The organism is Pseudomonas sp. Irchel s3b2 (assembly GCF_900187445.1).
Taxonomy (GTDB): Bacteria; Pseudomonadota; Gammaproteobacteria; order Pseudomonadales; family Pseudomonadaceae; genus Aquipseudomonas.
This window is the reverse complement of record NZ_FYEB01000001.1, coordinates 268,495-281,606: the sequence shown is the minus strand read 5'-3', so window position 1 is coordinate 281,606 and position 13,112 is coordinate 268,495. Positions and strand designations below refer to the sequence as shown.

At 57.8% G+C, this 13,112-nt stretch carries 5 protein-coding genes; 3 read left to right on the top strand and 2 right to left on the bottom strand.

Annotated elements, in window-relative coordinates; genetic code table 11:
• Window position 1: 1 nt before the first annotated feature.
• The gene (locus tag CKW20_RS01285; protein WP_095051322.1) at window positions 2-943 is read right to left on the bottom strand and encodes a glycosyltransferase family 2 protein; all 942 of its coding nucleotides are present in this window, start codon (window positions 941-943) and stop codon (window positions 2-4) included.
• Between the two features lie 208 nt (window positions 944-1,151).
• Here CKW20_RS01285 and CKW20_RS01280 point away from each other — a divergent pair, with 208 nt between their 5' ends.
• Window positions 1,152-2,288 (top strand): OpgC family protein, encoded by a 1,137-nt coding sequence (locus CKW20_RS01280; RefSeq protein WP_095051321.1) that lies wholly within the window; start codon window positions 1,152-1,154, stop codon window positions 2,286-2,288.
• 287 nt (window positions 2,289-2,575) lie between these two features.
• On the opposite strand, the gene CKW20_RS01275 is transcribed toward CKW20_RS01280, so the two are convergent.
• Window positions 2,576-3,997, bottom strand: coding sequence for an amino acid permease (locus CKW20_RS01275; protein ID WP_095051320.1), 1,422 nt, complete (start codon window positions 3,995-3,997; stop codon window positions 2,576-2,578).
• A gap of 689 nt (window positions 3,998-4,686) precedes the next feature.
• On the opposite strand from CKW20_RS01275, the gene CKW20_RS01270 reads away from it, so the two are divergent.
• Both CKW20_RS01270 and CKW20_RS01265 read left to right on the top strand, forming a co-directional pair.
• Entirely contained in the window at window positions 4,687-7,797 is a 3,111-nt protein-coding gene (locus CKW20_RS01270; protein ID WP_095051319.1) for a transglycosylase domain-containing protein, read from the top strand.
• Between the two features lie 166 nt (window positions 7,798-7,963).
• The gene (locus CKW20_RS01265) at window positions 7,964-13,033 is read left to right on the top strand and encodes an NEL-type E3 ubiquitin ligase domain-containing protein (RefSeq protein ID WP_095051318.1); all 5,070 of its coding nucleotides are present in this window, start codon (window positions 7,964-7,966) and stop codon (window positions 13,031-13,033) included.
• Window positions 13,034-13,112 lie beyond the last annotated feature (79 nt).

The following is a 13,112-nucleotide window of genomic DNA, read 5'->3' as shown; positions in this document are numbered from 1 at the left end:
GCTAAAGCCCGATCCGGTCTTTGCCGCCGATGATGTCTTTGACTACATAACGGGGCCGGTGCTTGGCTTCGATGTAGATGCGACCGACGTACTCACCGAGGATGCCGATACCGATCAGTTGGACGCCGCCGAGAAACAGAATGGCCGTCATCAGCGAGGGGTAACCGGGGACGCTGTTACCGAAGAAAATCTTGTCCAGCACCATGTACACCGCGTACAGCACCGCGAAGATCGAAATGCCGCCACCGATGTAAGTCCACAACCGCAACGGTACGGTGCTGAACGAGGTAATGCCTTCCAGCGCCAGGTTCCACAGTTTCCAGCCATTGAACTTGCTGCTTCCCACCACTCGCCGGGCCCGCTCGTATTCCACCACCGCCGTGGTAAATCCGGCCCAGGACAGAACGCCCTTCATGAACAACTGATGCTCGGGAAGTGCGCGAATCACATTGACCACCTTGCGGTCCATGAGCCGAAAATCCCCGACGTTTTCTTCAATCCGGGTGTAGGAAATTCTGTTCAGCAAGTGATAAAAGAGCGACGCGCTGCGGCGTTTCAAATAACTGTCACTGTCGCGATTGCGGCGTTTGGCGAGCACCACATCGGTGCCCTTTTGCCACTCGGCAACCAACTGCGGGATGACGCTGATCGGATCCTGCAGGTCCACGTCCATCGGGATCACTGCATCGCCGGTGGCGTATTCCAGCCCGGCAAACAACGCCGGCTCCTTGCCGAAATTGCGCGAGAAATTGATCAGCAAGACCTGTTCATCGACCTGCGCCAACGCCTTGACTTGCTCAGCTGTTCGGTCGGTACTGCCATCGTTGATGAACACGATCTCGACTTCACACGGGTCAAGTTTCAATTCGCGACGCACCGCCTGATAGAACAGATTGATGGCCTGCTCTTCATTGAATACCGGGACAATCAGCGAAACTTTCACGTTTCACACTCCTGAAAAACGAAGTGTAGATGTTCGATAGACGCCCATCAGGGATCGTTCTGGTGCGCGAACTGGCCGGCAGACCGACGGACAATCATCCCGATTCGTTCGCTATAGACAGCTGAGACATTCGGTAATATCCAGCCTTTTGCAATTACCCGCGAATCACGCCACCCTGCGCGCCGCCCCCGCTCACGAGCCCGCCGTCATGACGTTTGAACGCGATCACCGAATCGACTTTTTTCGCGGCCTGGCGCTGATCTTCATCTTCTGGGATCACGTGCCGCAAAACCCGCTCGCCCAGTTCACGGTGCGCAACTTCGGGTTCAGCGATGCGGCGGAGATTTTCGTGTTCCTGGCCGGGTACGCGGCCGTGCTGGCCTACGGCAAGATCGCCCGGCGCGATGGTTTCATGGTCGCCACGGTGAAAATCCTGCGACGCGCCTGGGTGCTCTATGTGGTGCATATCTTTTTGCTCGCGCTGTTGATGGGCATCGTATTTTTCGCCAACAGCCACGTGGAAACCCGTGATCTGGTGCAGGAAATGGGCTTGCAGTATTTCCTCAGTAATCCGCAACAGGCGTTGATGGATGAGTTGTTGCTACGCTTCAAGCCAAACCTGATGGACCCGTTGCCGCTGTATATTTTTTTGCTGCTGGGCCTGCCACTGGTGCTGCCGATGCTGCTACGCAAGTCTGAATACGTGGTGGGGTTGTCGGTGGTCTTGTATCTGCTGGCGCCATGGCTTCAGTGGAACCTGGCGGGCACCGACGGGGGCGTGTGGTTTTTCAATCCGCTGGCCTGGCAGCTGCTGTTTATTCTCGGTGGCGCGGCGGCGATTCACGGGCAACGGCCTCGGGCACCGCAGTCCCGAACGCTGCCCCGAACGCTGATTCGTCAGCCGGTTTTCATTGCAGCGCTGACCTATTTGCTGCTGACCGGACTGATCGCACTGTCGTGGAAGTGGCCGACCGTGCATGACGTCTTCATGCCCCAGAAGCTCGGCGAATGGCTGTATCCCATCAGCAAGACCAACCTCTCGCCAGCACGCCTGATGCACTTCCTCGCCCTCGCCTACGTTACCGCCAGGTTGTTGCCGGACACGGGCTGGACGCAACACTGGCTGGCGCAACAAAGCTGTCGCATGGGGCGTTATTCGTTGGAAGTGTTCTGCTTTGGCGTGTTACTGGCGCCGTTGGCAGACATGCTCAATGCCTTGGGCGGGAACGTACTGGCGATGCAGCTATTCAGCGCAATGCTGGGGGTCGGGTTGATGGCGTTGCTGGGGGCCTGGCTGGATTTCAATAAGCGGTTGAATCGGCCGGCTCAAGTCTCCGTCGTCTGATATTGAAACAAGCAAACTGCTGGGGAGCTTTTGTGGCGAGGGGGCTTGCCCCAATGCCTGTCAGTTAAGCCGCGAAACCCTGTAGGAGCGAGCTTGCTCGCGAAAGCGGTGTGTCAGGCGACATCAATGTTGACTGTCCTGCCGTCTTCGCGAGCAAGCTCGCTCCTACAGGAATTTCGCTTAACTGACAGGTATTGGGGCAAGCCCCCTCACCATAAAAGATCGCGCCAACCAATAAAAAGCCCCGATCATCTCGACCGGGGCTTTTGCATTTCTGGCGTTACGACTTACGAAGCCGAACGCACCGCACCTTGCGACACATTGGTCGGTTGCAGCTTGAACACGTAGAACAACACCGTCAGCAGCACCAGGAAAGCAGGCCCGACATACAGCGCCACACGAGTGTCCGGGAAGTACGCCATCAGGCCGACCACCAGCACCAGGAAGGCCAGTGCCAGGTAAGAACTGACCGGGTACAACCACATGCGGTATTTGAGGCCGGCACGTTCGCTGGCGCTCAGGCCTTTGCGGAACTTGAGCTGGGCCAGCAGGATCATCACCCAGGTCCAGATCGCGCCGAAGGTGGCAATCGCGGTGACCCAGACGAAGACCTTCTCCGGCACCAGATAGTTAAGCAACACGCCCAGCAGCAAGGCGCCGATCGACAGCAGCAGCGCACGACGCGGCACGCCGTTGTTCGAGGTCGTGGCGAAACCGGCCGGGGCCTGGCCGTTCTGCGCCAGGCTGTAGAGCATCCGCCCGGTGCTGAAGATGCCGCCGTTACAGGACGACAGCGCAGCGGTGATCACTACGAAGTTGATGATGCCGGCGGCGGTCTTGATGCCCAGACGCTCAAAAGTCATCACGAACGGGCTGCCCTGGGTGCCGATTTCGTTCCACGGGTAGATCGACAGAATCACGAACAGGGCGCCGACGTAGAACAGCAGAATCCGCCAGAACACTGAACCGATCGCATTGGGAATGGTCTTCTGCGGGTTCTTGGCTTCACCGGCGGTCAGGCCGATCATCTCGACGCCAAGGTAGGCGAACATCACCATTTGCAAGGACATCAACACGCCTTGCACGCCGTTGGGCATGAAACCGCCATGGGCCCAGAGATTGGAAATCCCCAAGGCAACGCCGTCGTTGCCGAAGCCGAAAGCGATCACGCCAATGCCGCCGACTACCATCGCAATGATGGTGACGATCTTGATCAGGGCGAACCAGAATTCGAACTCACCGAAGGCTTTCACCGCGATCAAGTTGATCGAGCCCATGCTGATCAACGCCGCCAGCGCCCAGATCCAGCGCGGCACATCGGGGAACCAGACGCCCATGTACACCGCCACCGCGGTGATTTCCGCGACGCAGGTCACCAGCCACAGGAACCAGTAGTTCCACCCGGTCAGAAAGCCCGCGAGTGGGCCGAGGTAATCCTGGGCATAACGGCTGAACGAGCCGGCGACCGGGTTGTGCACGGCCATCTCGCCGAGGGCACGCATGATCACCAGGATCGCCAGACCGCCGATGATGTAGGACAGCATGATGGCCGGACCGGCCATTTCGATGGCCTTGGCCGAACCCAGGAACAGGCCGACGCCGATACAGGCACCGAGCGCCATCAAGCGAATATGCCGTTCGCCGAGTTCGCGTTTAAGCGGGCCGCCCTGAGCGGTCTCGCCGTGAGGCAGGTGATTGCCGACTGGCATAGGGGGAACCTCATCTTGTTATTGGATATGACCGCCAAGTGTCGAAGCGCCGACCGATAAGCCGGTGCCTGGTGAAACCGGGTCTGCCTCGTGGACGGACCCGTCTTGCAGGACAAAACCTGCAAGATAAGCGGGCGTGCAGTATAAAAAGCTCTCGACAGGGTTTTTCACTATATAAATCACAACATTCAGCGAGAACTCTCGGGAAAAGTCGGGTTAACGGAGTGGCATTACCTGGGTTATGTAGGATTATTCGCCACTAAAACGGCGCCGAGTATTGCACAGCAATGGTGCGTCGTCATGCCCCAATCTCGGCAGCATTTACCTCTTTGACGCGTCTAGCTCAGCCATTACAGACGCCCCCATGTGGATGCATGCGGGCTTTGAACCTTGTGGCGAGGGAGCTTGCTCCCGCTCGGCTGCGCAGCAGTCGCAAAACCGGCGAATGGTATTTATCAGACAAATCGCGATGGTAAGGATTGGGGCCGCTTCGCTGCCCGGCGGGAGCAAGCTCCTTCGCCACAAGTCACAAGTCACAAGTCACAAGTCACAAGTCACAAGTCACAAGTCACAAGTCACAAGGAATGGTGCGTACTCGATATTTGGTTGTTCACAATTTTTTCACCAACGCCAACCACCGTCTAAGCTTCAAGCAAGTCCGATCAAACTGCGTGAATGGATCAGTGACTATGGGCGCTTTGTGGCAAACCGATTCGAGTAAAAATGTGGTTCCGACTGAACGAGTGGATGAAGCGCCTTTACCTGAGAAACCCCGTCGTTCCCGGCACGGCTGGGGGGCATTCTGGTTGCTGCTGCTGATTATCCTGATTGTCTTGGGCCTGGCCGCGGCCAAGGAAATGCGCACCTCCAAGTTTCAAGCCCGGGAAATCAGCCAATATGCCGCCTCGCTGAAGTACGAGCTGCAGCCCGGCCCCAGCGATGCGATTCGCTACCCTGGCGCGGGCCCCTTCGATCAGCGCCTGGGTTACAGCGCCATGGATGAGTTCCTGCCGCGCCTGCTCAAGCGCGATTACGTGGTGGAGGCACAATCCCGTTTTTCCCCGGCACTGATGAAGTACAGCGACAAGGGCTTTTTCGTGCCCTATGCAGAGAAAATCCAGGCCGGGCTGTCGATCACCGACTGCCGCGCGGCACCGCTGTACCAGTTCAAATATCCACAACAACTCTATTCAAGCTTTGCGACGATCCCTCCGGTCGTGGTCAGCAGCTTGCTGTTCATCGAAAACCGCTTTTTGCTTGATCCTCGTCAGCCCCTGGCCAACCCCGCCGTGGACTGGCCGCGGTTCGGCATGGCGGCGTGGTCCCAAGTGGCCAAGCTGTTGCACTTGCCCGGTCAGTCGGCGGGCGGCAGTACGCTGGCGACACAGCTTGAGAAGTATCGACACTCGCCCGATGGCTTGACGGTGTCGGGCGCGGAAAAGATCCGGCAAATGATTTCCGCCAGCGTGCGGGCCTATCAGACAGGGCCGCAAACCCTCCAGGCCCGGCAAAATGTAGTTCGCGACTACCTCAACAGTGTTCCGCTGTCGGCGGTGCCAGGCCATGGTGAAGTGCATGGCATGGCCGAAGGTTTGCGTGTCTGGTACGGCGCCGATTTCAACGAGGCCAACGAACGGCTGACCAGCACCGAGACCGACCCGAAAAGCCTGTCGGAAAAAGGCCTGGCCCTGCGTGAAGTGCTGTCACTGATGATCGCTCAGCGTCGCCCTTCCCATTACCTGACCAAGGGCCGTGATGAATTGGCCAGTCTTACCGACAGCCATATTCGCCTGCTGGCCCAGAATGGCGTAATCGATGCGCCACTCGCGACGGCGGCATTGGCCAGTAAAGTGACTTACCGCGACTGGGCCACCCAGCCCACCATTCAACCAATCGAAACCAACAAGGGCATCAGTGTGGCGCGCAGCCGTCTGGCCGGTTTGCTCAACCGTCCGCTGTATGACCTCGACCGCCTCGACCTTTCAGCCACCAGCACTCTGCAAGGCGAGCTGCAAACCCAGGCCACCGCGTACCTCAAACATCTGGCCGACCCAACTTATGCAGCGCAAATCGGCCTGATTGGCGAACGCCTGCTCACGCCCACCAGCACCACGCAGGTGCGCTACAGCTTCACTTTGTTTGAACTGACCCCGGACGGCTCGCGGGTACGGGTGCAGACCGACAGCACCGACCAACCGTTCGACATCAATGAAGGCAGCAAGCTGGAACTGGGTTCCACCGCCAAAATGCGCGTGCTCACCACTTACCTGCAAATCATCGCCGAGCTGCATGACAAGTACGCAGAGATGAGTATCCCCGAACTGAAAAAAGTCGACGTCCCGGACCAGGACCGTCTGAGCCGTTGGGCCATCGATTACCTGATTCAGAACACCGACCGCAACCTGCCGAACATGCTGAGTGCCGCGCTGGATCGGAAATACTCTGCCAGCCCCGGCGAAGCTTTTTTTACGGGTGGCGGGCTGCACACGTTCGTCAACTTCCGCAAGGAGGACAATGGCCGCCTGCCGACCCTGCGCGATGCCCTGCGTGAGTCGATCAACCTGCCGTTCATTCGACTGATGCGCGACCTGGTGCGCTACACCACCTATTCGGGCCCTAACAGCAGTGCCGAATTGCTCAAGGACGATCGCGACCCTCGACGTCAGGAATACCTGGCCTCATTCGCCGACAGGGAAGGTACCTCGTTCCTGCTGAAGTTCTGGAAGAAGTACCGCAACAAGGATACCCAGGCGCGACTCGAAACCTTTCTCGACGGCATGCGCCCGACGCCGATTCGCATGGCCGCCGTGCATCGTTATCTATTCCCCCAGGCCGACCAGGAAAGCTTCAACGCCTTCGTACGCTCGCACCTCAAAGGCGCCAAGCTCAATGAAAAACTGACCGACGAACGCCTCGAACGTCTCTACCTGAGTTATGGCCCTGGCAGTTATGACCTGCCGGACCAGGGCTTCATCGCCAAGGTTCACCCGCTGGATCTGTGGCTGATCGGCTACCTGATGAATAACCCCGATGCCAAGTTCAGCCAGATCGTCAAAGCCAGCCAGTTCGAACGCCAGGAAGTCTACAGTTGGCTGTTCAAAAGCCGTCACAAGGGGGCCCGCGACAGCCGGATCCGCACCATGCTGGAGATCGAAGCGTTCCTCGACATTCACCAGCGCTGGCAGAAAGTCGGTTATCCGTTCGATCACCTGGTGCCCTCACTGGCCACCGCCATCGGCAGTTCCGGCGACCGGCCGGCGGCATTGGCGGAACTGATCGGCACCATCCTCAACGACGGTGTGCGCATGCCGACGCTGCGTATCGACAGCCTGCACTTTGCGGCCAATACACCGTATGAAACCAAATTGATCAATGATCCGGACGTCGGCAAACGGGTCATGCCATCCGAAGTCGCCACGGCCATGCGCGAAGCCTTGTCACAGGTGGTGGATGCCGGCACGGCCAAACGGGTGTCCGGCAGCTTTGTGACGCCGGATGGAAAACCGTTGGCGATGGGCGGCAAAACGGGTACCGGGGACAACCGCATTGAAGCCGTTGGTTCGGGCGGACGGATACTCAGCTCCAAATCCATTAACCGGACGGCGACGTTCGTGTTCTTTATCGGCGATTCACACTTTGGAACCTTGACCGCATTCGTGCCCGGGCGCACGGCCGAAGCCTTCAAGTTCACCTCGGCGTTGCCGGTGCAGGTGCTCAAAGGCATGGCGCCGATTCTCACGCCGTATCTGCAACCGGGCAGCAAAACAGGTTGCTTGCCGACTGAAGTCGCGCGGCGTTAACACAACGGTTATGCCACGCAGGTGGTAATTAATTATTTTAGGCATGGATAATCCCAATGCTTTAGGGGGCCTGGACGCTGTTCAAACAACCATAATTCAGACTTTTACTTTGAGCCTCGGGCGTTAGGCTGATGACTCCCATTAAAACTCAAGGTTTATTAAAAGCATGCCTGACTTACAAGGACGTACGTCTGCACTACCCACCGCCGACCAAAAAGGTCGTCACTACGATTTCATCAATAACCGGATCCACTCCACGTTCAAGAGCGCTTCATTGCGAAGTATCGGCGAGCTGCGCCTTACAAAAAACGCCTCTGCGCCATGGATCGAGACAGCCACAAGCCTCGATCACACGTTATTACAAAAAGCCAACCTTGAACTCTGGTTCACCCGTAACAAAGCGGACCGTTTTCTCGAAGCGTTGCAAAACGTTTATGAATTTGCCGAGCCCTTACTCTCCGAAGCCCTGAAGAAGCAGTTCGGCGTTGAGGTCGATGTAAAAACAACTTACTTGTATCTTTATGTCGCCAAAGAACGCCCTTGGTATGTCATTGATACTTCCGGCGGTGTCGTCACCCGAACTGTTTCGCTGCTGGACGCCGCGCTGCACAACTTCGCCCGTAACGAAACCTGCGAACCGGACTCGGAATTCATCAGCCAGCCCGATTACCGTGGGCACTTCAATGTCCTGCCAATCAAACGCAAGATCTCCATCGCCCGGTTCCAGACCCTGTGTCGCGAGCTGGACATCGGCGCGCGCTACACCCGATACCTGGAAGAGCAGTTGCAGCCCAGTGATGGCGTTGCGCAGTTTGCCTTGCAATACAAGATCGTTGGCAGCGAGAAAGCCGCTTTCAAAGCGGCAGCTCAACAAGCGGCAATGACCGGGGATATCGACTCCGATGCCCGCGACCTGATCCTGAAATTGCTCGATGGCCGGCGCAACCTCACGCGCAAAGGCAAGGTGATGCAGTTCGCTGAACTGTCCATTCTCGACACTCCACTGACCGGGATCGTGCTGATTACCCAGGACCTGGAACAAACCCGCGATGTGGTACCGGTGATCGCTTACGTGCCGCAAGACCCGGAACATCCCCTGAAGGAGTACCCGTCGACCGTCGCGTTGATGAACGAACTGACCCGACAACTGCGCGACAACGCCGTTATTTCCTCCACCGGCATGACTTATCGCCAGTACTTCAGCCGATTCGTCGATCACTCGCAACGAGGGCATTTTTTCGGCGGATTGGAGCAGCGTCTGTTCGAGGTGAAATGGCATAAAAAAACACCACTGGACCCGCTTCCGAGCTGGCGGGAAGTCCCGAAAGCCAACACCAGCCTGCAGTTCAGCGCCGCCCCGATCAGCGGCGAACTCTGGAAGCATCTCTACTGGAAAAAACTGAACAAGATTCTGAATGACGCCCGACACATCGCCGTGCCCACCGCCGATACCGATCGAAATGCCCGATGGGCCTGGTGGGACAACTTCAAAAAAATAGTCTCGGACATCTTCAATGCTGCGCTGTTGGTGGCCACGCCGTTTATCCCCGGCGTGGGGGAATTGATGATGGTCTACACCGCATATCAGATATCCAGCGACGTCATCGAGGGCATTGTCGACCTGGCCGAAGGGCAGCGGATTGAAGCGGCCGAGCATGTTATCGGCGTGGTTACGGACATCATTCAACTGACTCTGTTTGCCGCTGGCATGAAAATCGGCGAGATCGCTCGCCTGAAACTGTCGCCGCTGATCGAAGGCATGAAACCGGTGGAATTGCCCAATGGCGAACCTCGGTTGTGGCACCCCGATCTCAAACCTTACGAGCAGCCCGATGTGAAGCTGGCGGCCGACTCCAGGCCTGACGATCTGGGCCTGCATTTCCATGAAGGTCAGAACATTTTGCCGTTGGAGGCAAAAAATTACGCCGTGCAAAAGGATGCGCAAACAGGCGATTACCGTGTCACGCACCCGCATCGCCCGAATGCCTATTTACCCGAGTTGAAACACAACGGTCTCGGCGCCTGGACTCACGAAGCCGAGAACCCGCGAGTTTGGGAAACCCCGACACTGATGCGGCGTCTGGGCCACAGTGTCGACGGTTTCAGCGACGCAGAGCTGGAACACGCGCGCATTGCCAGCGGTACCGAGGACGGTGCGTTGCGCAAGATGTACGCCGACCACTCGGCCCCGCCACCGCTTTTGGATGACAGCCTCAAACGCCTGAAAATCCAGCGGCAGACCCGTGACACCATTGACCGGATTCGAACAGGTCAGCCTCTCGATCCATCCTCTTACTGGTTTGAGCCCTTGGCGACCTATCTTGACGGCTGGCCTTCAACCAAAGCACTGAAGGTCTATGAAAATGCCGACCTGACAGGCCATTCCCGCCAGTACGGCAACGCCGGCGCGGCGAGGGAGCAGACGCTGTCCACCAGTCTTTCGCACATTATGAGCGAGCAGTTTGCGCCGAGCCTGGTCGAGTTTCTCGAAAGCGAAGAGCTTGAGGCCATGCTCAGTGGAAAAGTCGCCAAAAACCAACAGGTACAAGCACTGCGCAATCGACTGGCTGACGAAGCAAAACGCCTGAACGCAAGTATCTTCAATCACCTGTATCAAGGCGCGCAGGCTTCCGCCGACCCTCAGGTTCGACTGCTTCGCAAAGCATTTCCTGAGCTGCCCGCCCGTGCGGCAGAAACCCTTCTGGGCAGTGCCGATAATGCCGACCTCGAGCGCATGACCCGAGAGCAAAGTCTACCGTTGAGCATCAAAAGCCGCGCCCGTGAAGCCGCTTTCGAAGCACGGACAAATCATGCTTATGCAGGGTTTCAGGACGGGGCCCAGTGGGTGCCGGAAACCGAAAACCTGATTTTGAACGCGCTGAGAATTCATACCGACACCTTCAGTGAGCTACGGATCGAAGTGCGTGAAGGCTCCGACGCCGGACCGTTGCGTTGCAATGTCGGTGCGCAAGAGGCTTCGACGGTCCGTGTGCTGGTCAGGGATGACATGGCCAAGTATGAAATATGGGATGGCGCAAACCACAAACTGCATGAAGCCAATGACTTCTACGAAGCGGTTCTCCAGGCCTTGCCGACGAACAAACAAACGCAATTGGGTTATCGGCCAGGCCAGGGCAGGTTATTCAGGCAATGGGGGATGGCCAAGACCGAGGCGCCCGCCGAACGTCGTACAGCGTTGGCCGAGCCACCGATCCGTAACACCCCCGTATTCGAAGACATGGTGCTGTTGCGTGGCCCGACATTGTCCAAATCCCCGACCACACTCACCGAAAGGGTGAAGGACTTGTACCCGCACTTCAACGAGCGCGAGACCCACACCTTCGTTCGCTCCCTCGGCCCGGAAGAACAAGGGCATCAGACACTCGCACGACTGGAACGGGAGCTGGATGATCTCAATGTGCAACTCAATCAATGGCGATTCCAGCAACCCGACGCCTGGGGGCCGGGTAGCCAATCGTTTCGCGACGAGGGCGGGCTGCACATTTCACAGCGACTCATCGAGTGTTTCCAGCGAAAGGCGACGGTCTTCGGCGAACGCAGCATCACCGCCGAGGGCGGCTATGCGCTGGATCTGTCGGCGGATATGCTTCCTGTCAACCTTGAGCGCTGGTGGAAAAAGCTGCCGGATCTCAAACGGTACCTCGATCAGATCGACACCCTGAACCTGGACCGCACACGTTTTTCCGCAAAAGCTTCCGGCCTGCTCAAACACTTTGCGCACCTTCGGCAACTGAGTGCCAGGGCCTGTGAGTTGAAACAACTGCCCGAAGGCATCGGCCAGATGCATTTCCTTCGAACCCTGCGGCTGATAGGCAATCGGATTACGTTGACCGCAGCCGATGTCGAGCGCCTGAAGAATCTGACCTACATGGAAACCATCAGGCTTGATGACAACCCACAATTGGGTCTGCTGCCGAACGTTGAACGCATGCCCAGGCTCAAAACCCTGTGCTTGAGCAACACGGGCGCAACCACCTGGCCCGAAGGCCTCATCGCAGGCGGGCATTTGAACAAGCGCCGCCCCCGTGGTTTTTTTCTGGACCTGCAGCAAAACCCGATCAGTGAAATACCGGCCGTGGTGCCGGGCTCCAACGACGCGTTGATCGTGGCGCGGACTCGCCTGTACCACTGGGATCTCTCTGCCACCAATCGGGTTATTTACCAGGAGTATCGGCGCTCGGTCGGCCTTGCTCCCGACCAGCCCTATACCCAGCAGGCCGTGAACGCGATCGGCCAATGGCCCATGAAGGACGACTCCGAATGGTGGAGTAATGACGTCTCCGGGCTGGGCACCTTCAGAGAGGAAGCCTGGCACGATCTGATGAGCGAGCCTGGCTCCGAAGGCTTTTTTGCCATGATTCAAAAACAGACACTCGGCGCCGATTACCGGGCTGGCGGTGAAAGGCGCGACCAGCTCAGCAGTCGGGTATGGCGGATGATCGAGGCCATTGACCTCGACACGGAGTTGCGCAAGGACTTGTATGAAATGGCGACGGCACCCACCACCTGCGCCGATGCCGGTGCACAGGTGTTCAACCACATGGGCATCAAGGTGCTGGTGTCCGAAGCCTACGCCTTTTCGACCTCGGCCGCGGTTCTTGAAAACAAATTGGTGACCCTGGCAAAAGGGGCCGCTCGGCTCTCCCGGGTGGATGACATCGCACGCGCCGATTTCGCCAGCCGCGAAGGCAATCCCGATGAGGTGGAGGTGTATCTCGCCTATGAAACCGGGCTCGCGCAACGCCTCGGTTTACCTTGGCAATCGGAGTCGATGCTGTTTCGCCCGATAGCCGGTGTGAGCGCCAAAACCCTCGATACGGCCTTCGATACGCTGATGTCGATGGAAGCCGGCGACGGCTTGATCAACGACATGATTGAGCAGCCGTTCTGGGACAAATACCTGCGTGACACCTACCCGACCGAATTCAGACGCAATACGCAGCTGTACGAGAACAAGACCGACCTGCTGGATCAATTGCGCGAAGCCCGGCATGTGTGGACCAGCGCAAAGGGGTCGTCGGGGGGGCGAACCCAAACGCTCAAACAGCGCCTGCAAAATCTCGCCAGGCAACTCGATGTCGACGACAGCGTTGTGTTCAGTGATGAGGACATGACCGATGAGGTCTATGGTCAATTGCTGAATGACATTGGCTATCAGGAAAAGGAACTGAGCAGGCGGCTGACGCGTGAGGCCCTGCAAAAAACCCAGTCATAACGTTTAACCAGGCATCTCGTTAATACAGTAGCCCCCTGAAGCATCGACGTGATGCATCAAGGGGCACCTCGTTAACACA